The organism is Moraxella ovis, from assembly GCF_900453105.1.
Classification (GTDB): Bacteria; Pseudomonadota; Gammaproteobacteria; order Pseudomonadales; family Moraxellaceae; genus Moraxella; species Moraxella ovis.
Map to the genome: position 1 here is coordinate 884939 of NZ_UGPW01000001.1, position 23430 is coordinate 908368.

The 23430-nt window shown below is 44.4% G+C and carries 21 protein-coding genes, 1 pseudogene and 1 CRISPR repeat array; of the genes and pseudogenes, 12 read left to right on the forward strand and 10 right to left on the reverse strand.

The features are described from left to right. Positions 1–94 precede the first annotated feature (94 nt). The 8 genes and pseudogenes from dusB to alaS form a co-directional block, all read right to left on the reverse strand. Entirely contained in the window at positions 95–1093 is a 999-nt protein-coding gene (dusB, locus tag DYD54_RS04375; RefSeq protein ID WP_063513900.1) for a tRNA dihydrouridine synthase DusB, read from the reverse strand. Between the two features lie 65 nt (positions 1094–1158). Continuing rightward, entirely contained in the window at positions 1159–1314 is a 156-nt protein-coding gene (gene rpmG / locus DYD54_RS04380) for a 50S ribosomal protein L33 (RefSeq protein WP_003659281.1), read from the reverse strand. Between the two features lie 42 nt (positions 1315–1356). Then, positions 1357–1593: a 50S ribosomal protein L28 gene (gene rpmB, locus DYD54_RS04385; RefSeq protein WP_036362158.1), complete on the reverse strand. Its 237-nt coding sequence runs from the start codon at positions 1591–1593 to the stop codon at positions 1357–1359. 272 nt (positions 1594–1865) lie between these two features. Beyond that, a complete protein-coding gene (locus DYD54_RS04390) occupies positions 1866–2207 on the reverse strand; it encodes a HopJ type III effector protein (RefSeq protein WP_063513901.1) in 342 nt (113 codons plus the stop codon). A 96-nt stretch (positions 2208–2303) separates the two neighbouring features. Further along, a pseudogene (gene csrA / locus DYD54_RS04395) lies at positions 2304–2471 on the reverse strand (carbon storage regulator CsrA); the annotation flags it as partial. Between the two features lie 252 nt (positions 2472–2723). Next, complete coding sequence (locus tag DYD54_RS04400; RefSeq protein ID WP_063513902.1) at positions 2724–4010, reverse strand: aspartate kinase; 1287 nt, start codon at positions 4008–4010, stop codon at positions 2724–2726. 218 nt (positions 4011–4228) lie between these two features. Beyond that, positions 4229–4615 carry a carboxymuconolactone decarboxylase family protein gene (locus DYD54_RS04405; protein ID WP_063513903.1) on the reverse strand — a complete coding sequence of 129 codons (387 nt, stop codon included), beginning with the start codon at positions 4613–4615 and terminating at the stop codon, positions 4229–4231. A 113-nt stretch (positions 4616–4728) separates the two neighbouring features. Further along, a complete protein-coding gene (gene alaS / locus DYD54_RS04410) occupies positions 4729–7392 on the reverse strand; it encodes an alanine--tRNA ligase (protein ID WP_063513904.1) in 2664 nt (887 codons plus the stop codon). A 317-nt stretch (positions 7393–7709) separates the two neighbouring features. Here alaS and DYD54_RS04415 point away from each other — a divergent pair, with 317 nt between their 5' ends. After that, a complete protein-coding gene (locus DYD54_RS04415; protein ID WP_036362172.1) occupies positions 7710–7925 on the forward strand; it encodes a hypothetical protein in 216 nt (71 codons plus the stop codon). Positions 7926–8048: 123 nt separating this feature from the next. Here DYD54_RS04415 and purB read toward each other — a convergent pair whose 3' ends face one another. Both purB and mnmA read right to left on the reverse strand, forming a co-directional pair. Continuing rightward, complete coding sequence (gene purB / locus DYD54_RS04420) at positions 8049–9437, reverse strand: adenylosuccinate lyase (RefSeq protein WP_063513905.1); 1389 nt, start codon at positions 9435–9437, stop codon at positions 8049–8051. Positions 9438–9567: 130 nt separating this feature from the next. Further along, positions 9568–10728, reverse strand: a complete 1161-nt coding sequence (mnmA, locus tag DYD54_RS04425; RefSeq protein WP_063513906.1) for a tRNA 2-thiouridine(34) synthase MnmA — start codon at positions 10726–10728, stop codon at positions 9568–9570. 127 nt (positions 10729–10855) lie between these two features. On the opposite strand from mnmA, the gene DYD54_RS04430 reads away from it, so the two are divergent. The 11 genes from DYD54_RS04430 (at position 10856) to DYD54_RS04480 (ending at position 23353) form a co-directional block, all read left to right on the forward strand. Beyond that, the gene (locus tag DYD54_RS04430; protein ID WP_063513907.1) at positions 10856–13291 is read left to right on the forward strand and encodes a CRISPR-associated helicase/endonuclease Cas3; all 2436 of its coding nucleotides are present in this window, start codon (positions 10856–10858) and stop codon (positions 13289–13291) included. Between the two features lie 22 nt (positions 13292–13313). Then, a complete protein-coding gene (gene cas5c, locus DYD54_RS04435) occupies positions 13314–14051 on the forward strand; it encodes a type I-C CRISPR-associated protein Cas5c (RefSeq protein WP_063513908.1) in 738 nt (245 codons plus the stop codon). Then, positions 14048–16075 carry a type I-C CRISPR-associated protein Cas8c/Csd1 gene (gene cas8c, locus DYD54_RS04440; RefSeq protein WP_063513909.1) on the forward strand — a complete coding sequence of 676 codons (2028 nt, stop codon included), beginning with the start codon at positions 14048–14050 and terminating at the stop codon, positions 16073–16075. Before cas5c ends, cas8c begins: the two co-directional genes overlap by 4 nt. A 9-nt stretch (positions 16076–16084) precedes the next feature. Next, positions 16085–16927: a type I-C CRISPR-associated protein Cas7/Csd2 gene (gene cas7c / locus DYD54_RS04445; protein ID WP_063513910.1), complete on the forward strand. Its 843-nt coding sequence runs from the start codon at positions 16085–16087 to the stop codon at positions 16925–16927. Beyond that, positions 16917–17528, forward strand: a complete 612-nt coding sequence (gene cas4, locus DYD54_RS04450) for a CRISPR-associated protein Cas4 (protein ID WP_063513911.1) — start codon at positions 16917–16919, stop codon at positions 17526–17528. The genes cas7c and cas4 overlap by 11 nt, the downstream gene beginning before the upstream one ends. 6 nt (positions 17529–17534) lie before the next feature. Further along, positions 17535–18548 (forward strand): type I-C CRISPR-associated endonuclease Cas1c, encoded by a 1014-nt coding sequence (gene cas1c / locus DYD54_RS04455; protein ID WP_063513912.1) that lies wholly within the window; start codon positions 17535–17537, stop codon positions 18546–18548. A 6-nt stretch (positions 18549–18554) separates the two neighbouring features. Then, complete coding sequence (gene cas2 / locus DYD54_RS04460) at positions 18555–18845, forward strand: CRISPR-associated endonuclease Cas2 (RefSeq protein WP_036362202.1); 291 nt, start codon at positions 18555–18557, stop codon at positions 18843–18845. A 198-nt stretch (positions 18846–19043) separates the two neighbouring features. After that, positions 19044–21024: direct repeats of the CRISPR family, unit length 32 nt; unit sequence ATCGCACCCCATACGGGTGCGTGTGTTGAAAC. Between the two features lie 340 nt (positions 21025–21364). Continuing rightward, positions 21365–21844 carry a 2-C-methyl-D-erythritol 2,4-cyclodiphosphate synthase gene (gene ispF, locus DYD54_RS04465; RefSeq protein ID WP_063513913.1) on the forward strand — a complete coding sequence of 160 codons (480 nt, stop codon included), beginning with the start codon at positions 21365–21367 and terminating at the stop codon, positions 21842–21844. Positions 21845–21891: 47 nt separating this feature from the next. After that, positions 21892–22470: a cysteine hydrolase family protein gene (locus DYD54_RS04470; protein ID WP_063513914.1), complete on the forward strand. Its 579-nt coding sequence runs from the start codon at positions 21892–21894 to the stop codon at positions 22468–22470. Positions 22471–22636: 166 nt separating this feature from the next. Beyond that, positions 22637–22972: a Grx4 family monothiol glutaredoxin gene (grxD, locus tag DYD54_RS04475; RefSeq protein ID WP_036362211.1), complete on the forward strand. Its 336-nt coding sequence runs from the start codon at positions 22637–22639 to the stop codon at positions 22970–22972. A 66-nt stretch (positions 22973–23038) separates the two neighbouring features. Beyond that, positions 23039–23353: a hypothetical protein gene (locus DYD54_RS04480; protein ID WP_063513915.1), complete on the forward strand. Its 315-nt coding sequence runs from the start codon at positions 23039–23041 to the stop codon at positions 23351–23353. Positions 23354–23430: the final 77 nt, after the last annotated feature.

The window sequence follows — 23430 nt, forward strand, 5'->3', positions numbered from 1 at the left end:
GCACTATAATTTTGATGGTGTAATTGTTTTATCTGATTTCAAACGAATGTCTGGTTTAAATTTGCATTGATCTGATTAGGATGCATTCAATTTACTAAGCCATGTCGTGATTGCGCAAAAATTCATCCACAACAGCAAACTGCCCAGCAATGGTGTCTTTGCTGTACATCGCTTCACGAAAGGCGTTGGAGTTGGGCAAACCACCTGTGTACCAAGCGATGTGCTTACGAGCAATGCGGCAGCCTGAATATTCACCATAGAATTGATATAGCTCTTCTAAGTGAGTAAGTACAATCTCGCGAAGCTCTGATATGCTAGGCGACGCAAGAAGTTCACCTGTTTGTAGGTAATGATGAATGTCACGAAAAATCCACGGCTTGCCTTGAGCGGCACGTCCGATCATGATGGCATCCGCGCCTGTTAGTTCATAGACGGCTTTGGCTTTTTGTGGGCTGTCGATGTCGCCATTAACGATGACAGGGATTTTGACTTGTTGTTTGACTTGCTTGATAAGGTCATAGCGTGCCTCGCCCGTATAAAAATCCTCTCTGGTGCGTCCATGGATGGCAATGGCAGCAATGCCTGCTTTCTCGGCGATGTCGGCGATTTTTAGGATATTTTCTTGACCGTTGGCGAAGCCCAGCCGAGTTTTTAGGGTGACAGGCACATCCACAGCATCTACGGCGGTCTCTAATAGCTGTCTTACCAGGATTTCATCTTGTAGTAATGCCGAACCTGCCAGTTTTTTGCAGACTTTTTTGGCAGGGCACCCCATGTTAATATCAACAATCTGCGCACCATTAGCCACCTGAAAACGAGTCGCTTCGGCAAGCTTGTCAGGTTCTGCGCCTGCGATTTGAGCAGAGATGGGTGCGATTTCACCATCAAAATTAGCACGATAAAGTGATTTTTTGCGTGCGTATAGAGCGGTATCAGCGATGATCATTTCACTGACTGCGTGACCTGCGCCAAATGACTTGGATAGTCTTCGAAACGGATTATCAGTAACGCCTGCCATTGGGGCAACGATCAGCCGATTGGTGATGGTTTGATTGCCGATATTAAGCGGCGTTAGTAAAGGGTGTGTTGTCATTGCCAAACCTAAAGATCTAAGAAAAAGACCACCAAAATGGCGGTCTTTTTATCATTAAAGCAAAATTACTTGATTTTTGCTTCTTTGAATAGAACGTGTTGGCGAATTTTTGGATCAAATTTTTTGATTTCCATTTTGCCAGGCATGGTACGCTTGTTCTTAGTAGTGGTGTAGAAATAACCAGTACCAGCGGTAGAAACTAGTTTAATTTTATCTCTCATGATCGTGTCCTTAAAACTTAATCTAAATGGAAAAATCTAAAATTAGATTTTTTGACCTTGTGCGCGTAGGTCAGCAAGCACTTTTTCGATGCCGTGCTTGTCAATGATGCGCATACCTTTAGATGATACACGAAGACGTACGAAGCGGTTTTCAGACTCTACCCAAAAACGATGGTTGTGTAGGTTTGGTAGGAAGCGACGACGGGTTTTGTTGTTCGCGTGTGATACGTTGTTACCCACTAGCGGGCGCTTTCCAGTCACTTGACATACTCGAGACATGGTGAACTCCTAATAATACATGGCGCGGATATTGAGCGGTATCGGGTGCGCCGTTTGGACAAGGTGCCTTATAAATGGTATGGACATAGCACAAATTTGACCAAACTATAAAGTTACACCATTCTTTTTTGTTGTTAAAGGCGACAACAATCAAGAAATGGCAGAAAAATTAAAGCCCAAATTATATAGTAAATTTACCCGAATTTCAAGTAAATTCTATCTAATTTGGGATTTTTAGCATTTGTTTAATAGTTAAAATCAAATGTTAAGCATTAACGAGCGGTTAGGGCGTTCTTTTGAAGTCCGATGCCTTGCCAGCCATAATGCATAAAATTACGAATATTGGTATGATCAGTGCCGTCAGGGTTGTCCAATACAGATTGATAATGCTCAGTGAACAGTTTTAGCGTGTCCACTTGATTCAATCCGTGTAGCTTGGCTAGGCTAAATACTTTAGCAGAACCTTCATTGGTGCCAGCTGCATTCACAACTTCGCCATTGCTAAATTCAACAGGCGTGTAGTCATAATTGCCATCGATGAATGCAATCACGTCAGCGAATTTTAGTGCGCCTGTTTCGATGCCATTTAGTATAGCAGAGATACTCATGGTCATGATGTCATCCTGTAATTATCGGTTGAAGTAATCATCATCATCGAATGATGGCGGTGCGAAGTTGCCTTGTTCTAGGTGGCTCATGTGTGCCTGCATAGAACGCTCATGTTGAATGCGCTGATAGATCTCTTCGCGGTGAACAGCGATGTCTTTTGGGGCCTTTACACCTAGGCGAACTTGGTTGCCTTTGACACCAAGAACGGTTACGCTGACTTCATCACCAATCATTAAAGTTTCGCCAACACGGCGAGTTAGGATTAACATAAATAGCTCCTTGCACTATAAAAATAAAGTAAACTCGATTACGATATACGTTGAAATTCACTCACACAAAAACAAAAAATACCAAATACCCAAGTTGCTATTATAAGGCGCATTGGGTGTTTTGTCAGCAGTTTTTAGAATGAGTTATGTAAATTTTTCTTATTAATAATTTACAACCATGCTAAAATCGTTACTATTGTTGATGGAATTTTAAGCAATTATTTGATTAAAATTCCATCAGTTGTCAGGCAATTATAGGCCAGCAACTTTACTTTCACCATCTTCGCGATCTAGACCAAAAGCGGTGTGTAGTGATTTCACAGCTTTTTCTAGGTGCTGTTCTTGGATAAGTACAGAAACTTTAATCTCAGAAGTTGAGATCATTTGTAGGTTGATGTTCTCAGATGCCAGTGTGTCGAACATCTTGCTGGCAACGCCTGCGTGAGAGCGCATGCCCACACCAACTATCGATACTTTGACAACTTTATCATCGCCAACAATCTTGGTTGCGCCGATGTCGTCTTTTACTTTCTCGTTTAGGATTTTTAGGGCTTTATCATAGTCGCCACGAGGTACAGTAAAGCTAAAATCAGTCACACCGTTCTCAGAGATGTTTTGGATAATCATGTCCACTTCGATGTTAGCGGCACTGATTGGGCTTAGGATGGCAGATGCAATGCCTGGGCGGTCTGGCACGCCAAGCAATACAATTTTGGCTTCATCGCGGTTAAAGGCAATGCCTGAGATCACGGCACGTTCCATATCATCTCCTTCGTCAACGGTAATCAAAGTACCGACATTTTGTTTAAATTCATCATCAAATGCACCATCTGTACCTTCATCAAAGCTAGAAAGGACGCGCAGTGGAACATGGTATTTACCGGCAAATTCTACCGAGCGGATTTGTAGTACTTTTGAGCCAAGTGATGCCATTTCTAACATTTCTTCAAAAGTGATTTTTGAGAGCTTCTTGGCTTTCGAGGTGACACGTGGGTCGGTGGTATATACACCATCCACGTCGGTATAGATTTGGCATTCATCAGCACCGATGGCAGCGGCAATCGCAACGCCTGTCGTGTCTGAGCCGCCTCGACCCAGTGTCGTTAAGTCGTTATACTCGTTCACACCTTGGAAACCTGCCACGATCAGAACTTTACCATCGGCAAGTTCGCGTTTTATATTGTCAGCGTCAATGTGCTCAATGCGCGCCTTGGTATGTGTGGTGTCGGTCTTAATGGCAACTTGGCGACCTGTCATGGATTTGGCATCTACGCCTAGGTCTTTTAGTGCCATCGCAAGTAGGGCGATAGAGACTTGTTCGCCGGTAGCAACCATCTGATCGTATTCGCGTGGATCTGGGTCGTTGCTGATTTCTCTGGCAAGACCGATCAGTCGGTTTGTTTCACCGCTCATCGCCGATACCACAACCACAACTTGATGTCCGTGGTCATGCCAGCGCTTAACTCGGGCTGCGACATTTTTGATGCGGCTGGTGTTACCCATTGAGGTGCCGCCGTATTTTTGTACGATTAACGCCATTGTGTTTGCCTTTTAATTGCTAATAGAAAACCCAAAGGTTCTCGATAAATTGTAAAAATTATAACCCAAATCATTCTTAAAATAAACTGATAAATTCATCAAAAAAATTAATGAATCACTGTCTATTTAGTATGGTTTAATCATTCGGATGACTTTAATGTTAATGTTCTGACAATTTCAAATGATTAAAATATCGCTACAAGCTTCTGCTAGATCTGTCAGATTTTATCCAGTTCTGTCAAAATCTCAACCGCTGCACGATAAGCTTCTTGGGTGGCTGGTGCGCCACAATAAGGCAAGCTGTGCAGTAGTACTTCTTGGATTTCTTCAACACTGGCGCCATTATTGATCGCGCCGTGAATATGACCCTTGAGCTCGGTTGGTGACTTCTGAGCGATCAAAAAAGCCATCGTAACCAAGGAGCGTGTCTTTTTGTCAAGTACACCGCGCTGCCAAGTAGAACCCCAAGCGTGCTCATTGATCCAGTCTTGCAGGGGTGCGGTAAAGGGCGTAACATTGCTCATCGAACGCTCGACATGAGCGTCGCCCATCACAGCCTTACGCATGGCAATGCCATCATTGTAGGCGTTGTTACCGTTTGACATAGAACACTCCATTGATATATCAATTTAACTTAAATTTGCAATCAGTATTGATATGCCGACATCAATACTGATTAAGCTTTTGCCATTGCTCTCATCAACCAATCCAGAATGGATTATGCTAATGTATCGCTCAAATTGGCTTTCAATGCACTTAGTACAGCACCTAGCTTATCCGACTTCTCAGCACCGCCCTGAGCATAGTCTGGCTTGCCGCCGCCTTTGCCGCTGAGCTCTGCAGCCAGATGACGAATGATATCACCTGCTTTAACTTTATCTGTCAGACCCTTGGCGACACTTGCCGCTAGTGCTAGGTCGTTCGTCTCCCCCACTAGAACGATGACGGCATTATCAAGGCGTGATTTGGCAGTGTCCATCAGACCGCGAATGGCTTTACCGTCGATGCCATCAGCTTTCGTTACTAGTAGATTTACACCATTATCAAGCTTGATTGCGCTGCTAAGTAGACTGGCGGCTTGATAGCTGGCAAGTTTTTGCTCGGATTTCTCTAGCTGTTTCTCGAGTTCGCGACTGCGCTCACTTAGGCTGGTCACACGCGTTTCGATCTCGCCACGTTTTGCTTTGAAATTGGTGGCAAGATTGCCCAAAATAGATTCGCCTTGTTGAACGTAGCGAATCGCTCCCATGCCAGTTAGGGCTTCAATGCGGCGCACACCCGCAGCGATACCGCTTTCAGCAACGATCTTAAACAGACCGATATCACCAGTATGAACCACGTGCAAACCACCGCATAGCTCGATAGAAAACGGCATCTTATCAGCATTCTCGCCCATGGTGAGCACGCGCACAGTCTCGCCATATTTCTCGCCGAATAGTGCCATCGCGCCTTTTTTCATGGCTTCATCGATTGGTAGATGTTCGATTTGCACAGGACTGTTTTTTTGGATTTGTTCATTAACCATGCGCTCGATGGTCAGTAGATCTTCTTGGCTGATCGGCTTATCATGCGAGAAGTCAAAGCGCAATACCTCTGATGATACCAATGAACCTTTTTGGGCAACACCTGTGCCTAGTACAGAGCGTAATGCCGCGTGTAGTAGGTGGGTTGCTGAGTGGTTCTTGGCAGATGCACAGCGGATGTCTTCGATCACTTGAGCGTGCGCGCTTTGGTTTGGTTTGATGCTGCCCATCTTTACGGTGCCGTAGTGGATGATGGCAGTGCCTGATTTTTTGGTGTTTTGCACTTCGAACACGCCTGATTCGGTGCTGATCTCGCCAAGCTCACCCACTTGACCACCGCCTTCAGCATAAAATGGCGTGGCTGACAATACGATAACGCCTTCATCACCTTCGCCAAGTTCGCTAGCTTCTTTACCATCTTGATATAAACCGATGATTTGGCTGTCGTGCTGAGCTAGTCCATAGCCGACGAACTCGGTCCGGCTATCCACCTTGATGGCGGCGGTATAATCCACGTCGAATTTGCCTGCGTCACGCGCGCGTTCACGCTGCTCTTGCATCAATGCTTCAAAGCCGTCTTCATCAATTTTCATGTCACGCTCACGAGCAATGTCGGCGGTTAGGTCGGTTGGGAAGCCATAAGTATCGTATAATTTAAATACGGTTTCACCTGGTAATGTATCACCTGAATTAAGCTTATCAAGCTCGCCTGATAGCAGACGTAGACCTTGTGCCAGAGTTTTGGCGAATTGCTCTTCTTCTTTTAGGATGATGGCTTGAATGTGTTCTTGCTTTTCAGCCAGTTCTGGATAAGCGTCGCCCATCTCCTTGACCAGTGCAGGCACGAGCTGATAGAAGAAGTTGTCTTCTGCGCCAAGCTTATTGCCATAACGTACGGCGCGGCGAATGATGCGGCGCAGCACATAGCCACGACCTTCATTACTTGGGCGAACGCCATCAGCGATTAAGAACGACACAGCACGGATGTGATCGGCAACAACCTTAAATGACGGCTCGTAAGTATTGGGTACGCCAATCACTTTGGCAGCAGAATCCATCAGATTAACAAAAAGATCAACTTCATAGTTGCCTTGTTTGCCTTGCATGACTGAGCTGATGCGCTCAAGACCCATGCCTGTATCGACTGAAGGCTTTGGTAGTGGCTCTAGCGTACCATCTTTTTGGCGGTTGAACTGCATGAATACGCAGTTCCATACTTCGACATAGCGGTCGCCATCTTCTTCGGGCGTGCCAGGTAGTCCGCCTTCAATGTGCTCGCCATAGTCATAAAAGATTTCACTGCAAGGGCCGCAAGGGCCGGTATCGCCCATTGTCCAGAAGTTATCAGACTCGTACTGTTTGCCTTTGTCACCGATGCGAATGATGTGCGATGGATTAAGACCGATTTCTTTATGCCAGATGTCATAAGCTTCGTCATCGGTATGATAAACGGTGGCGTAAAGTCGGTCTTTTGGTAGGGCAAGCCAATCTTCGCTGGTCAAAAATTCCCACGCGAATTTTAGGGCGTCTTGCTTGAAATAATCACCAAAAGAAAAGTTGCCGAGCATCTCAAAAAATGTATGATGGCGAGCGGTGTAGCCAACGTTGTCAAGGTCGTTATGTTTACCACCTGCGCGAACGCATTTTTGGGAAGTGACGGCGCGGCTGTAGTCACGTTTTTCAAGACCTAAGAAAGTATCTTTGAATTGGTTCATGCCTGCGTTAGTGAACAGCAGGGTGGGATCGTTATGAGGGATGAGTGATGAGGAGTCAACGTGCGTGTGATTTTTGGTCTTAAAAAAATCAACAAAAGCTTGGCGTACTTCGTTGAGTTGTAGGGTTTTTTTGAGGTGAGTCATAACAAATCCTTGGCAAAAACTGGCAAATAAATCGTGTTTTTTAAAAGTTTTCGGCTCTTTTGATTAATAAATCTGTAATTAGATTGTTACTAAGCTTAAAATCACTAAGCGTCATAACAAACGTCTAATTTTAGCATAAACCACGCCAAATTAAAGCGAATTTTCTCCAAAATCACGCACCATTTAACGAAAATTTATGAATTTTTTAAATTAACAAAAATTTTAGGGATTTTTTGTGAAAAACACTTAACATTTGTGCAAAAAAGGTGTATAAATAACATATCAATTTTATTCCGTAACTTTTTTGGGGAATTGCCATGAATATTCCATTATTCACAGCCATGTTATCGATTGCATCTACCGTTGCGATTGGTGTATTGATGATTGTTGCTTTCGTGACAGGCTATGACAGCAGTAAGTTTATCATTGGTTCGGTGATTGTGGGTATATTGATTAGCTTGCCGATCGCCTTGGCTGTCACCAAAAAAATCAGTGCGCTAACAGGTGCGCCAGATAGAGCACCAAAAGCGTAATTTAGTTAAGATTTTAATCCAAGAATAAAAACACGGTTCTGTATGACCGTGTTTTTTGTTGCCAAAAATAGGTGAAAAGTAAGCAAAAAAAATGACGATCATGTGACCGTCATTTTTATGGGATTATTTCAAATAATCCTTCAATGCCTTCGCCTGCTCATCAGCGTTGCCGATATAGGTTGCTGGGGTAAGTTCAGCCAAGCGCGCACGCTCATCAGCAGGAACGGCTACCAGCTCATCACCATTGACGAAACCGACCATCATCTCACGAGTCATTGCTTGTCCGCGAGTCAGTGCTTTTAGTTTCTCGTATGGCTTTTCAACGTTGTAGCGTCTCATTACGGTTTGGATAGGTTCGGCCAGCACTTCTTGGGCTTGGTTCAGATCTTCGGCCAGTCGGGCTTCGTTGATTTCAAGTTTGCCGATGCCTTTTAAGCATGCTTCAAAAGCAATCAGACTCTGAGCAAAACCCACACCCATGTTACGAAGGACAGTCGAGTCAGTCAAGTCACGCTGCCAACGTGAGATAGGCAGCTTCTCGCCTAGATGGGACAGCACTGCGTTGGCGATGCCAAGGTTGCCTTCTGAGTTTTCAAAATCAATCGGGTTTACTTTGTGTGGCATGGTAGATGAACCAACTTCACCGTCTTTTAGCTTTTGTTTGAAATAGCCCAGCGAGATATAGCCCCACACGTCACGGTTAAAGTCGATCAAAATCGTGTTAAAACGACGCAGTGCATCAAATAGCTCCGCCATGTAGTCGTGCGGCTCAATCTGTGTGGTATAAGGGTTAAAGGTCAAATCTAGGCTCTCAACAAAACCTTGAGAGTGCTTCGCCCAGTTGATGCTTGGATAGGCGGACAGGTGAGCGTTATAGTTACCAACGGCGCCGTTGATTTTGCCAAGCAGTTCTACATTCTTGAACTGCTTTAATTGACGGTGCAGGCGATATGCCACGTTTGCCATTTCTTTACCTAGCGTGGTAGGACTTGCTGTCTGACCATGTGTGCGTGAAAGCATCGGCGTGGCAGCGTAGGTGTCTGCCAGCTTGGCGATTTCATCGATGATGGTTTGCATGGATTCAGCTAAGACATCACGACCTGATTTTAGCATAAGGGCGTGCGATAGGTTATTGATGTCTTCAGACGTACAAGCGAAATGGATAAATTCGCCAGCATCTTTAAGTTCATCAATGTCAGCAATCTGCTCTTTTAGGAAATATTCCACCGCCTTAACGTCATGGTTGGTGGTGCGCTCGATTTCCTTGATGCGCAGGGCGTTATCTTCGTTAAAATTCGCCACAATCGCATCTAGCTTGTCATTGGTAGCCTTACTAAATGGTGCGATCTCGCTGATCTCTGGGTGATTGGCAAGGGCTTGTAGCCAGCGGATCTCAACAGTAACACGAGCGTGAATCAGTCCAAATTCAGACAAAAAAGGGCGAAGAGCATCGCATTTAGATGCATAACGACCATCAAGGGGGGATAGGGCGGTTAGGGCGGATAACGACATGGAATTTCCTTAATGTTGGGTAAGGGTAAGAGTTGGGTGATTATATCAAATTGTCAGATTTATTTAAACCATCAAAGCGCACGATTATAACGGGTTAATAAAAAAGAGCCATCAAGGCTCTTTGTAATGTTTAATTGATTTGGGCGTTGGTTGTTTGTATCACGCCCCCACCAAGACACACATCATCAACATAGAACACGACAGACTGCCCTGCGGTAACGGCTCGCTGTGGCTCATCAAAGACCACACGCACGCCTGTATCGGTGGCAAAAACGGTGCAAGTTTGGTCGGGTTGGCGATAGCGGGTCTTGGCGGTGCATTTTAGTCCGTTGTCATGGATTTGGGGTGGTTCGCCTGTTACCCAGTCCAATTTATAAGCGGTCAATTCGGTGGATTGTAGCCAAGGGTGGTCATGCCCTTGTCCGACGGTTAAGCGGTTATTTGCCAAATCTTTGTGCAAGACAAACCACGGCTCTTCGGGGCGGTTTGCCACGCCACCAATGCCAATGCCCCCGCGTTGCCCAAGCGTGTAGTACATGAGTCCGTCATGCATGCCAATTTTTACGCCGTCATCGGTGTAGATGTCGCCTTGTTTGGCGGGTAGGTAGGTTTGTAAGAAGTGTTTGAATTTACGCTCACCAATAAAGCAAATGCCTGTTGAGTCCTTTTTCTTGGCGGTGGCAAGCTCGTATTTTTCAGCGATTGCCCTAACTTCACTTTTTTCAAGCTCACCCACGGGGAATAGGGTTTTGACGATTTTGTTGCCGCCCACCGCGTGCAAAAAATAACTTTGGTCTTTGTTGGTGTCTAGTCCACGCAGTAAGCACGCCTTGCCGTCCACTTCAAAACTTCGGCGAGTATAATGCCCTGTGGCGATGTAGTCCGCCCCAAGCGTCAAGGCATAATCCAAAAAGGCTTTGAATTTGACTTCTTTGTTGCACAAAATATCAGGATTGGGCGTGCGACCTGCTTTGTATTCTTCCAAAAAATGCTCAAAGACATTGTCCCAATACTCCGCCGAAAAGTTGGCGGTGTGGAGCGGTATGCCCACTTTGTCGGCAACGGCTTGGGCGTCCGCTAGGTCAGTCATGGCGGTGCAGTATTCGGTGCCGTCATCTTCTTCCCAGTTTTTCATGAACAAGCCTTCAACGTCAAAGCCTGCTTCTTTTAGCAGGACTGCCGACACCGAGCTGTCCACACCGCCAGACATACCAACGATGACTTTGATTTGATTGGGGTTTTTGTCGTGAAAAGGAGCGACATCGGATAGGCGGTAGGGGGTGGTATTCATGTTGTTATCTTACTAAATTAAATTTGTCATTATATGGGGTTTTGGGGTGGATTTTCAAGGTGTTGAGCGTGTTGATGAAGGCATTTTTTGGTGATATACTATAAAGTAAATATGCAAGGAGCTAAGCATGTGTATTGCCCATATTCGTAACTCCGACAAAGCCATTCAATCGCTTCAAACGCATTTAATTGAAACTTCCCAAATCGCTTGTGTGTTATCAGGTAAATTGAATTTATCGCAAGCGGGTGAATTATTGGGTCTTATGCATGATTTTGGTAAATATTCACAAGATTTTCAAGAATATATTCGGGCAATGACAGGAATAGATGCTGATATAGATAATGATTATGTTCTGCCCAATGGCAAAAAGATTGACCATTCCACCGCAGGGGCACAATGGGTTTATCAAAATTTACGTCAATTTGATACCAAAAATGGCATTGGTGAATTAATTGGGCAAATACTTGGCTTGTGCATTGCATCTCATCATGGATTGGGTCTGATAGATTGTTTAACACCTGATGGTGAATTAAATTGGAAACGCCGTTTTGATAAATCAGATGAATTAACTCATTTATCCGAATGCCAGTCAAAAGCTGATACAGAAATTTTGCAAAAATCCCATGCTTTGGCTAATGGCGATCTCATCAAAGAATGCCTAAAATTTATTTTACCAATTTTTAAAAATTGTGATATTAAAAATAACCCAAAAATCCAAGAATTTTATTTGGGCTGTTTTGCTCGGTTTTTATTTAGTTGCTTGATCGATGCTGACCGTATCAATAGTGCAGATTTTGAGCGTGAATACCAAAAACCTTTACGCCGTTTTGAACAAAAACCCAATTGGCAACAAGCCATTGAGTTATTAGAAACGCATTTGGCAAATTTTACCGTTCAATATCCCATTGATAAAATTCGCCAAGACATCTCGGAGACTTGCCTATCCCGCGCCAATGACTCACAAGGCATTTACACCCTAACCGTACCCACAGGCGGAGGCAAGACCTTAGCCAGTCTGCGTTATGCACTTCATCACGCCAAAAAACACAATCTTGACCGCATTATCTATATCATTCCTTATACCTCTATCATCGACCAAAACGCCAAAACTGTGCGTGATATTTTGGGGGAGGATTGGGTATTAGAACACCACTGCAACATCGAACCTGACAAACAAAACTGGCAAGACAAACTACTATCCGAAAATTGGGATAAGCCTATTGTTTTTACCACCATGGTGCAATTTTTGGATGCATGGTTTGGTGCTGGTACTCGGGGCGTGCGCCATGTTCATGCCATGACAAATAGCGTGTTGATTTTTGATGAAATCCAAACTTTGCCGATTAAATGTGTGCATTTATTTTGCAATGTATTAAATTGGCTCAATCAATTTGGCAAAAGCAGTGCCATTTTATGCACGGCAACCCAGCCTTTATTACATCAATTAAAAAATCCACAGTTAGGGCAAATCAAATTATCAGACAATCATGAACTTATGGGCTTGGATAATTTAAATCAGTTATTTGATGATTTATCACGAGTACAGATAACTTGTCATCCAAAAGTTGGCGGTTATGACATAGATGATGCAGGTAATTTTTTATTAAAGCAATTTAATCTAACTCCAAGCTGTCTATTTATTGTCAATACCAAGCAATGGGCAAAAGACTTATATCAATATTGTCAAAAAAATAATGTCCCAAAAGAAGCCCTATTTCATCTAAGCACCAATCAATGCTCGGCTCATCGCAGGGCTATTTTTGATAATATCAAACACCGCCTAAAAAATAACGAACCTGTTATTTGTATCAGTACTCAGCTTATTGAAGCGGGTGTGGATATTTCTTTTGCGTGTGTCATTCGGGCATTAGGCGGATTAGATAGCATTGCCCAAGCTGGCGGTCGCTGTAATCGTCATGGCGAAAAACAAAATAAAGGGCAAGTTTTTGTTTTAAATTTAAAAGAGCCGAATTTTGAAAAAGTATTGCCCGATATTTATGAAGGTCAATTATCTGGCGAAAGGGTATTGCGTGAATTTGACGATCAAGATATTTTACAACCCAATGCTATGAATCAATATTTTAATTATTATTTTTATAATCGAAGTGATGAGATGCGTTATGACATCAAAGATAAAAATCAAACATTGGGCAATTTATTAGATTGGTTGTCAGACAATAGCCAAAATATTTATACACCAAAAAATAACAAACGCACCAAACCATTTCCGCTACTCATGCAATCTTTTAAAAGTGCAGGACAGTTTTTTAATGTCATTGATGCACCCACTCGTGCCGTGATTGTGCCTTATGATAAAGGAAAAGATATTATAGCTCAATTATGCGGTGCGTGGGATTCCAAACAAATGTATCAGGCATTGTCAGATGCTCAGCAATATAGCGTGAATGTGTTTCCCAATGTATTTAAAAAACTTATGGATAATCACGCCATTTATGAAGTTCAAGCAGGTTTGGGTATTTATTATTTGGACGATAAATATCATGATGACAATTATGGGTTGTCGCTTGATGAAACAGGCGAGATGACTTTTTACAATCTTTAAAACGCAATAAAAAAGGTATGATATGACTAATGTCAATACATTTAAAAGTGAGCTGTTTAGCTTACGAGTATGGGGTAGGCAAGCGTTATTCACCGACCCCATTACCAAGATTGGCGGTGAGAAATTTACCTATCAAGTACCCACTTATGAAGCCATAAAAGGCATTTTAAAAAGCGTGTACTGGAAGCCCACAATCATTTGGCATATAGATAAAATTCGTGTCATCAAGCCCATTCGCACCCAAAGCAAATCCACCAAACCCCAAGACTGGAATGGCGGTAATACGCTTGCCATTTATACATTTTTGCAAGATGTGGAATATCAGGTGCAGGCGTATTTTACTTGGAATGAGAATTGGGACGAGTTAAAAGATGACCGCAATGCAGGCAAACACACTGCCATTACCAAACGAATGCTAGAACGTGGCGGACGACAAGACATCTTTTTGGGAACTCGAGACTGTCAAGGATATGTTGAGCCGTGTGAATTTGGGGTGGGGCAAGGGTTTTATGATGAGATTGATAATTTGGACTTTGGGCTGATGTTTCATAGCTTTGGCTATCCTGAGGAGACAGGCAAGCATGAGCTTGTCAGCCGTTTTTGGCAAGCGAATATGGCGTATGGCGTGATTGATTTCCCAAGTGTTAATGACGATGTGCTAAAAACTCGCTTTATCCGTGAGATGAAACCTGAAAAGCCCTTTAAGCGTGGCGAGAATGTCAAGCCTGTGGAGAGTGAGGCTGGGGAGCTTGATGTATGAGCTGGATGCAAAAACTTTATCGGACGTATGAGGCGGTCTCATCAAAATCATCTGATGATACGCCCTTGACACCCATTGGGCATACTCAGCAAACCGCCCATATTGTCATTACCATCAATGGCAATGGTGATTTTTTGACAGCAAGTGTCATGCCTGCCAAAACCGCCATTATGCTACCTGCTACCGAATCATCAGAGAACCGCACCAGTGGCGAAGCCCCACACCCCTTGGCGGATAAATTGCAATACGTCGCCCAAGATTATCCAGCGTTTGGCGGTAACAAAAAAGCCTATTTTGGCGGCTATGTGGCACAGCTAAAAGCGTGGTGCGACAGTCCTTTTGCTCACCCAAAAGTCCAAGCGGTACTAAATTATGTCAAAAAAGGCAAGGTTGTTTCTGATTTGGTGCAAGCAGGCGTGTTGCCTGTGGATGTACAAGGCAAAGTCCTTAGCAAATGGGACGAACCAAGCGAAGCCCCCGCCATTTTTTCGGTATTGACAAAAACCAAAGGTGAGATTGAATTTGGGTCGGCTTTGGTGTGTTGGCGTGTTGAAGTGGCAGGCGATGCCCAAGCGGATACTTGGACGGACAGCGATATTTGGCAATCTTGGTCAGAGTATTTATCGTCTGCAGACAGTGAGCAGGGTTTTTGTTTGGTAAAAGGCGAGATGCTTACCATTGCGACCATGCACCCTGCCAAGTTGCGACATACAGGCGACAAAGCCAAACTCATCTCGTCCAACGACACGGCAGGTTATACCTATCGTGGGCGGTTTGTCTTAGCAGAAGAATCGGCAAGTATCTCGGCTGATGTGTCGGCGAAGGTACACAGTGCGTTACGTTGGCTTATCGCCAGACAAGGCATTCGTAACGGTGAACAGGTAACGATTGCTTGGGCGGTTGGCGGACAAGAAGTGCCGTCGCCTTTGTTGGATTATTTTAGCCAGATTGATGTTGATGATATTGACGCTCTTGACATTACTGCCGATGAGACACCACAAGATACTCAGCAAGATGTTCAGCAAGATTTATTAGGCAATAAAGACTGGTCGGCAGACTTTGGGCGTAAAGCGTCTTATTTTATCAAGAAAAAATTGCACGGCTATCAAGCTAAATTGGACGAACATGAACAAATTTCTCTACTCATGCTTGATTCTGCGACCCCTGGTCGTATGGCATTGACTTATTACCAAGAATTTTTGCCCAGTGATTATTTTGCCAACTTGGACGCTTGGATAGATGATTTTTGTTGGTATCAACGCCACAGTATCGAAAACCCCAATGCCAAAAAATCTGATAAAAAACAAACGCTTTGGGCGGTCGTTCCGCCTTCGCCTTTTGTGATTGGGCAGGCGGTCTATGGCGTGTCGTTAAGCGACAATCTAAAAAAACAGCTCTATGCTCGCCTGTTGCCCGTGATTGCAAGCGGTCAAAACGTGCCAATCCCTTATGACTTGGTACAAAAAAGTTTTCAAGTTGCCTGCAATCCCAATGGCTGTGAAAATTGGGAATGGCAACGCAATATCGGAGTTGCTTGTGCTTTATATAAAGGCTGGCGAGCCCGTCATCATGATTTATCACAACGGAGAATTTATGATATGAATTTAGACAAAGGAAATCGTTCACGAGATTATTTATTCGGTCGGCTGTTGGCAGTGGCAGAAGCCCTAGAAAGTAAAGCCTTGCAAATTGCTGATGAGAACCGCTCAACCAATGCCGAACGCTATATGCAACGCTTTGCCACAAGACCGCTTAGTACATGGCTTCAAATTGAGCTGGGGCTTGACTCCTACAAAAATCGCTTGCGTAATAATCGCTACATGGGCTTTTTGAAAAATCGTGAAAAAGAGATTGACGAAATCGTCTTTGCTCTAAACAACCTAGACGGCGACAAAACATGGCTAGATAAGCCATTGGACGGCGAATTTTTGCTTGGTTATCACAGCCAAAAAATGGCATATCGTACCAAATCTGACCAAACTGACCAAACCAATCAAGACAACGAAACCGAACAATCCCAATAGGAGTATCTTATGAGCTTAACCAAAAAAATTGATTTTGCCCTTATCATTCAAGTACAAAATGCCAACCCCAATGGCGACCCACTAAACGGCAACCGTCCGCGTACGGATTTTCAAGGTTTTGGCGAAATCACCGATGTGTGTTTAAAACGCAAAATCCGCGACCGCTTGCAAGATGCAGGCGAAAGCATTTTCGTGCAATCCGATGAGAAAAAGACAGACGGCATGACAAGCCTTGCCAATCGTGCCAAAGACAAAGAAGTTGGCTTGGGGGCGGACGCATTTAACGCCAAAAAATCAAGCCGTGATGAGACTGCCAAAAAAGCCTGTGAAAAATGGCTTGACGTGAGAAGTTTTGGGCAAGTGTTTGCCTTTGGCAAAAGCGATGAAGGTTCGGGCGTATCCATTGCTGTGCGTGGACCTGTGAGCATCAAGTCGGCATTTAGCGTTGAGCCTGTTAGCGTAACCAGCACCCAAATCACCAAAAGTGTGAGTGGTGAGGGCGACGGCACCAAAAAAGCGTCCGACACCATGGGCATGAAACACCGTGTGGATAAGGGCGTGTATGTGGCGTTTGGGGCGATGTCGACACAGCTTGCCGAGCGGACGGGATTTAGTGATGACGATGCCCAAAAAATCAAAGACGTGCTTGTCAAGCTCTTTGAAGGCGATGCGTCATCGGCTCGCCCTGAGGGGTCTATGCAAGTTATCAAACTCATCTGGTGGGAGCATAACTGCAAATCAGGACAATACTCATCGGCAAAAGTACACGCCAGCCTAAGCGTAAAAGCGGACGGCAGTTATGAGCTAAACAACCTAGCAGGGCTAACGCCAGAAGAAATTGATGGATTCTGATAAACGCCTTATCTTGCTCTCCGCCCTGCAACATTACGCCTTTTGCCCGCGTCAATGTGCCTTGATTCACAATGAACAAGCATGGGCGGAGAATTATCTGACCGCACAAGGCAAACTGCTCCATGAGCGGGTAGATGGCGGTGAGCCTGAAACTCGTCAAGGTACTCGTTTTGAGCGAAGTGTACACGTCTTATCGGATACGCTTGGGCTGTCGGGCGTGCTTGACATGGTGGAAGTATCCAAAAATGGCGACATGCACCCTGTGGAATATAAGCACGGCAAGCCTAAGCCTACCGACATTGATAAGATTCAGCTTTGCTCGCAAGCGATGTGTCTAGAAGAGATGACGGGGCGGACAGTGGCAAGTGGCTCGCTGTGGTATGGCAAAACCCGTCATCGCTTGGCGGTGGTCTTTGATGAGGAACTGCGCGCCAAAACGCTGGCAACCATTGACAGTGTTCGCACCATGCTACAAAGCGGACAAACGCCATTGCCGATTTATGACAAACGCTGTAAGGCGTGTTCACTTGTGGATATTTGTGAACCTAAGTTATTGCAAAAAGACAAATCCATTCAATATGCCAAGCAACTTTTTGAGTGATATGACATGAAAAAACTCAAAAACACACTCTATATCACAACCCAAGGCACTTATTTACATAAGGAGCGAGAAACGCTCGTGGTGGAGCAAAACCGCCAAAAGGTCGCTCAATTGCCCATTCATGCCATAGAGCATATTTTTTGTTTTGGTAATGTGTTGGTGTCGCCATTTTTATTGGAATTTTGTGGGGAATATGGCGTGAATTTGGCGTTTTTTACCGAACATGGGCGGTTTTTGGGTCGTTTTGTTGGTCGCCAAAGTGGTAATGTGTTACTAAGGCGTACCCAATATCGGGTGTCGGATTCAAACCCTGTGCCGATTGCCAAAAACATCATCGCCGTCAAAATTGGTGCCAGCAAGCGTGTTTTGCAACGCCATATCCGCAATCATGGCGACAATGACGAGATTCAAAATGCCATTATCGCCCTAAATCAAGGACTTCACGCCCTAAAACAGGCACAGAGTTTGGAGGTGATTCGTGGGATTGAGGGCAATTGTGCGTCTTGTTATTTTGCCGTTTTTGGGCAGATGATTGGGCATGCGACTGGGTTTAGCTTTGAGGGCAGAAACCGTCGTCCGCCCCGTGATGGTGTGAATGCCTTGATGTCGCTCCTTTATAGCGTGCTTGGCAAGGAGATAAGTGGAGCGTTGCAGGGCGTGGGGCTTGACCCGCAAGTGGGATTTTTTCATGCCGATAGGTCGGGGCGAAACAGTTTGTCGCAGGATATGCTCGAAGAGTTTCGGGCGTGGTGGGTGGATAGAATGGTGCTGTCGCTCATCAATCGTGGGCAGATTAAGCCTGATGATTTTCGCCAAGAGATAAGCGGTGCGGTGATTCTAAAAGATGATGCAAGACGGGCGGTGTTTCAAGCCTTGCAAGCCAAAAAGCAAGAGAAAATCACGCACCCATTTTTGGGCGAGGAGATTGCAATCGGGCTACTTCCCCATGTGCAAGCCATGCTACTGGCTCGGCATTTGCGTGGGGATTTGGCAGAATATCCACCGTTTTTGATGAGATGATGAGATATGTTAATGTTAATCAGTTATGATGTGGCGATGGATGACGGCGGGCAAAAGCGCCTAAGGCACATCGCCAAACATTGCCAAGATTATGGCGTGCGAGTGCAGTATTCGGTGTTTGAGTGCGACATCATGCCCGACCAATGGGTGGTATTAAAAGACAAGCTATTAAAGGCGTACGACCCTGACAAGGACAGTTTGCGGTTTTATCATTTGGGCAGTAAATGGCGTGGCAAAGTGGAACATCATGGGGCAAAAAAGAGTGTGGATTTGTTTCAAGATACGCTGATATTGTGATAAAAAAGAGGTAAATCGTGGCTCGCTAACGGGCAGTTCTCATCAAAATACAGGCAGGTTAGCGATGAGCTAAGTTTTTGAATTATTTAACAATTGAAAATAAAAACAAGTTCATTTATAATCAATGGCCTTTTTAAGGCTTAGGTTAGCGATTTTACCCATTCTAAGCCTTAAAGATATAGCCTTTAAACAAAGGCTATCGCACCCCATACGGGTGCGTGTGTTGAAACGTATTTTTCTCTTAACTTCTGTTCTGCGTTGCGGATCGCACCCCATACGGGTGCGTGTGTTGAAACATAATATCCCTAATGGTTATCCAGTTTGTAAAAATCGCACCCCATACGGGTGCGTGTGTTGAAACATCTTCGTCAAAACCATCTAAATAATCACGCAAAATCGCACCCCATACGGGTGCGTGTGTTGAAACGCGTCATGTAATATTTATTTATATTATATATATAATCGCACCCCATACGGGTGCGTGTGTTGAAACTATCGCTTTGCTAAATTATTTTAAGCCGCTTAGATCGCACCCCATACGGGTGCGTGTGTTGAAACGCGTCATGTAATATTTATTTTTATTTATATTATAATCGCACCCCATACGGGTGCGTGTGTTGAAACGTCTATTTGCGCTTATTATAACGCTCGTCTTACATCGCACCCCATACGGGTGCGTGTGTTGAAACTTACCGTCCTGTCAATGACCGCCGATGCCAGTTAATCGCACCCCATACGGGTGCGTGTGTTGAAACAACAGCCTACAGACTATTTTATAATTTTTTGGCATCGCACCCCATACGGGTGCGTGTGTTGAAACAAGCCTGCTTATTTTATCCCCCCCATCGCACCCCATACGGGTGCGTGTGTTGAAACGTGTCCAGTCATTATAGCCTCCTTATGGCTTGAATCGCACCCCATACGGGTGCGTGTGTTGAAACTATTATTTTTTTATTTATTTTTTTATTTATTTTATCGCACCCCATACGGGTGCGTGTGTTGAAACCTTGTAAAAACCCCTGTCAATCTCTCTCAATAGCATCGCACCCCATACGGGTGCGTGTGTTGAAACAGCGGCGGCGATGAGCTGGGCTTTGGGGATTTTGATCGCACCCCATACGGGTGCGTGTGTTGAAACGCCGACAATGACCCAAGTTGCCTGTCTGCGAACTATCGCACCCCATACGGGTGCGTGTGTTGAAACATAATATCCCTAATGGTTATCCAGTTTGTAAAAATCGCACCCCATACGGGTGCGTGTGTTGAAACATCTTCGTCAAAACCATCTAAATAATCACGCAAAATCGCACCCCATACGGGTGCGTGTGTTGAAACGCGTCATGTAATATTTATTTATATTATATATATAATCGCACCCCATACGGGTGCGTGTGTTGAAACTATCGCTTTGCTAAATTATTTTAAGCCGCTTAGATCGCACCCCATACGGGTGCGTGTGTTGAAACGCGTCATGTAATATTTATTTTTATTTATATTATAATCGCACCCCATACGGGTGCGTGTGTTGAAACGTCTATTTGCGCTTATTATAACGCTCGTCTTACATCGCACCCCATACGGGTGCGTGTGTTGAAACTTACCGTCCTGTCAATGACCGCCGATGCCAGTTAATCGCACCCCATACGGGTGCGTGTGTTGAAACAACAGCCTACAGACTATTTTATAATTTTTTGGCATCGCACCCCATACGGGTGCGTGTGTTGAAACAAGCCTGCTTATTTTATCCCCCCCCCATCGCACCCCATACGGGTGCGTGTGTTGAAACGTGTCCAGTCATTATAGCCTCCTTATGGCTTGAATCGCACCCCATACGGGTGCGTGTGTTGAAACTATTATTTTTTTATTTATTTTTTTATTTATTTTATCGCACCCCATACGGGTGCGTGTGTTGAAACAAAAACCAACGCATCGCATACCGCGATGTAAAAAATCGCACCCCATACGGGTGCGTGTGTTGAAACTATATAGTAGGCGCGTCGTGTCGTGTCGTGTCGTATCGCACCCCATACGGGTGCGTGTGTTGAAACCAGTGACTGGATAGCCGTAGGGGTACATGGGATAATCGCACCCCATACGGGTGCGTGTGTTGAAACGACAATCAAAGCTTGATGGGAGTGAGTGATATTATCGCACCCCATACGGGTGCGTGTATTGAAACTCAATATCTTAATTTGATTCAAAAGTCCTATCGGGATTGGAATAGGCAAGGCAATAATTCACTTGATTTTTCTTCATCTTTTGTTTGATTTATTTTTCTATTTTACTGGATTATTTTCTAAGTTAATGCCTGTGCAATAAGAGGGGTTAAATCGTTGTATCTAAGTTTTTAATAATCACCATTATAAGAGCGGCAAACAAGTGATTTTATTTAGCTTAATTTAAGAAATGCTTTGTTGTTTTTTAAGTGTTTGCTTTAAGTTGATGGTCATATTGAAGTCGTATGCAAGGCATACTATAATGTGACCTCTTAAAACATATATTGATTGCAAGGTTAGATCATGATAAAAATCGGTCAAGGCATAGATGTTCACGCTTTTACGACAGGCGATTTTGTAACGCTTGGCGGTGTGCGTATTCCTCACACGCACGGCATTAAGGCTCACTCAGATGGCGATGTGTTGTTGCACGCTTTGGCGGATGCACTGCTCGGAGCGTTGGCACTTGGCGACATTGGACGGCATTTTCCCGATACCGACCCTGCGTTCAAGGGGGTGGATAGCAAGATTTTGTTAAAGCACGTCTATGAACTTGTCAAATCACATGGCTATACGCTTGGCAATGCCGACATGACGGTTATTTGCGAGAGCCCAAAAATCGCCCCGCACAACACCGCCATGCGTGAGACCATCGCAGGTGTGCTTGGCACAGGTGTGGACTGCGTGAGTATCAAGGCGACCACCAATGAAAAAATGGGCTGGATAGGGCGTGGCGAGGGCATTTGGGCGAGTGCGGTGGTGTTATTGGTTAAAAAATCTTAGCTTGACATAATTGTAAATTTAGTTGCCAATAAATACAGGAAAATCAAATGATTACCAAAAATACCGCCTTATTACTCATTGACTTACAACAAGGCTTTTATGATGAAGCCTATTGGGGTGGCAATCGCAATAACCCAAACTGTGAGCAGGTTTGTTTTAAGTTATTGAGCCATTGGCGAGAGCGGGACTTGCCGATTTTTCACATTCGCCATTTATCAACCACACCCCAATCACGCCTACACCCGACACACCAAGGCTTTGAATGGATTGAGCTGACCAAACCCCAAGCCCATGAAACTGCCATTACAAAGCATGTCAATAGCAGTTTTATTGGCACGGATTTACATGAGCAATTGACCAAAGCGGACATCACCACCCTTGTCCTTGCAGGGCTTACGACCAATCACTGTGTATCCACGACCGCACGCATGGCAAGCAATCTAGGCTTTACCACTTTTGTGGTATCGGACGGCACGGCGACTTTTGATAGAATGGGAGCGACAGGCGAGCGGTTTGATAGCCAACTTGTGCATGAAATCAGCCTTGCCAATTTGCATGGCGAATTTGCGACCGTGCTGACAAGCGATGAGCTTTTAGGGCGTGCTGAACTTTTGTGTTTGCAATGAAAAACAAGAGTTAGCCATTTTTCATGAAAAAACAGTATTTTATCTCTAAAATATTTCTATATTACAAATAGTATTATAAAGGTTCAGCACGCCCTATACAAAAAATCCTTGTAAAAATCCCCAGCTGCCCCCATAATAACCCAAATTTCCCAAATCGGAGTAAACCATGACCGACATCAATCCCCAAATCAAAACCTTGATTGAAAACCAAATCAAAGACCACGCCGTACTGCTTTATATGAAAGGCACACCACAATTTCCCCAATGCGGATTTTCAGCCCGTGCCGTGGAAGTCTTGACTCAAATCGGCAGACCATTTGCCTTTGTTAATATCCTAGAAAACCCTGAAATTCGTAGCACCTTGCCACTGATTGCCAACTGGCCAACCTTCCCACAGTTATGGGTAAATGGCGAGCTGATTGGTGGTAGCGACATCATTCTACAAATGTACCAATCGGGTGAATTAAAGCCACTGATTGAAGAGCATAGCCCAGAAGTATAAGGCTAGCCAAAAAAAGGGGGCGTGATAACTATTACGCCTTTTTCTTTTTGTTTTTAAGGAGTCATCATGCCAAGCATTTCTGAGCAAGTCATCAGTCTGTGCCAAAAGCCAAATACCGCCCTAGGGGCTATTCATCTTTTGATTGCCAATAATGGGGCGAGCGAATCGGCTTTTCGTGCCGTTTATGATAGGGTTATGGCGGATAATGACGTGGACGGAGCGTATTATTTGGCAAATTTTGCCCAAAAGGTAGATGATTTACCGTTTGACGGCACACCGCTTATTGATATGGTAATGAATGGCGATGATAAAAACATGAAATTGGCATTGATTGAAAAACTGCCAAAAGAAATTCAGTCGGAGTATTTGGATAACATTTAAGGGCGTTGATACGCTCTTTTTTAATGCCCAATGATTAAAATTATGCTAAAATAATCGGTTTCTTTTTAAGAATATAT

Bases quoted from the DNA above. Each gene is read 5' to 3' on its own strand.
- rpmG (WP_003659281.1), bottom strand. From the start codon at position 1,314: ATGAGAGATAAAATTAAACTAGTTTCTACCGCTGGTACTGGTTATTTC.
- DYD54_RS04400 (WP_063513902.1), bottom strand. From the start codon at position 4,010: ATGGCGTTAATCGTACAAAAATACGGCGGCACCTCAATGGGTAACACC.
- cas2 (WP_036362202.1), top strand. From the start codon at position 18,555: ATGTTAATGTTAATCAGTTATGATGTGGCGATGGATGACGGCGGGCAA.
- cas5c (WP_063513908.1), top strand. From the start codon at position 13,314: ATGACTAATGTCAATACATTTAAAAGTGAGCTGTTTAGCTTACGAGTA.
- alaS (WP_063513904.1), bottom strand. From the start codon at position 7,392: ATGACTCACCTCAAAAAAACCCTACAACTCAACGAAGTACGCCAAGCT.
- ispF (WP_063513913.1), top strand. From the start codon at position 21,365: ATGATAAAAATCGGTCAAGGCATAGATGTTCACGCTTTTACGACAGGC.
- rpmB (WP_036362158.1), bottom strand. From the start codon at position 1,593: ATGTCTCGAGTATGTCAAGTGACTGGAAAGCGCCCGCTAGTGGGTAAC.
- cas7c (WP_063513910.1), top strand. From the start codon at position 16,085: ATGAGCTTAACCAAAAAAATTGATTTTGCCCTTATCATTCAAGTACAA.
- DYD54_RS04470 (WP_063513914.1), top strand. From the start codon at position 21,892: ATGATTACCAAAAATACCGCCTTATTACTCATTGACTTACAACAAGGC.
- DYD54_RS04415 (WP_036362172.1), top strand. From the start codon at position 7,710: ATGAATATTCCATTATTCACAGCCATGTTATCGATTGCATCTACCGTT.
- purB (WP_063513905.1), bottom strand. From the start codon at position 9,437: ATGTCGTTATCCGCCCTAACCGCCCTATCCCCCCTTGATGGTCGTTAT.
- DYD54_RS04430 (WP_063513907.1), top strand. From the start codon at position 10,856: ATGTGTATTGCCCATATTCGTAACTCCGACAAAGCCATTCAATCGCTT.
- DYD54_RS04390 (WP_063513901.1), bottom strand. From the start codon at position 2,207: ATGACCATGAGTATCTCTGCTATACTAAATGGCATCGAAACAGGCGCA.
- cas4 (WP_063513911.1), top strand. From the start codon at position 16,917: ATGGATTCTGATAAACGCCTTATCTTGCTCTCCGCCCTGCAACATTAC.
- grxD (WP_036362211.1), top strand. From the start codon at position 22,637: ATGACCGACATCAATCCCCAAATCAAAACCTTGATTGAAAACCAAATC.
- cas8c (WP_063513909.1), top strand. From the start codon at position 14,048: ATGAGCTGGATGCAAAAACTTTATCGGACGTATGAGGCGGTCTCATCA.
- DYD54_RS04405 (WP_063513903.1), bottom strand. From the start codon at position 4,615: ATGTCAAACGGTAACAACGCCTACAATGATGGCATTGCCATGCGTAAG.
- mnmA (WP_063513906.1), bottom strand. From the start codon at position 10,728: ATGAATACCACCCCCTACCGCCTATCCGATGTCGCTCCTTTTCACGAC.
- cas1c (WP_063513912.1), top strand. From the start codon at position 17,535: ATGAAAAAACTCAAAAACACACTCTATATCACAACCCAAGGCACTTAT.
- DYD54_RS04480 (WP_063513915.1), top strand. From the start codon at position 23,039: ATGCCAAGCATTTCTGAGCAAGTCATCAGTCTGTGCCAAAAGCCAAAT.
- dusB (WP_063513900.1), bottom strand. From the start codon at position 1,093: ATGACAACACACCCTTTACTAACGCCGCTTAATATCGGCAATCAAACC.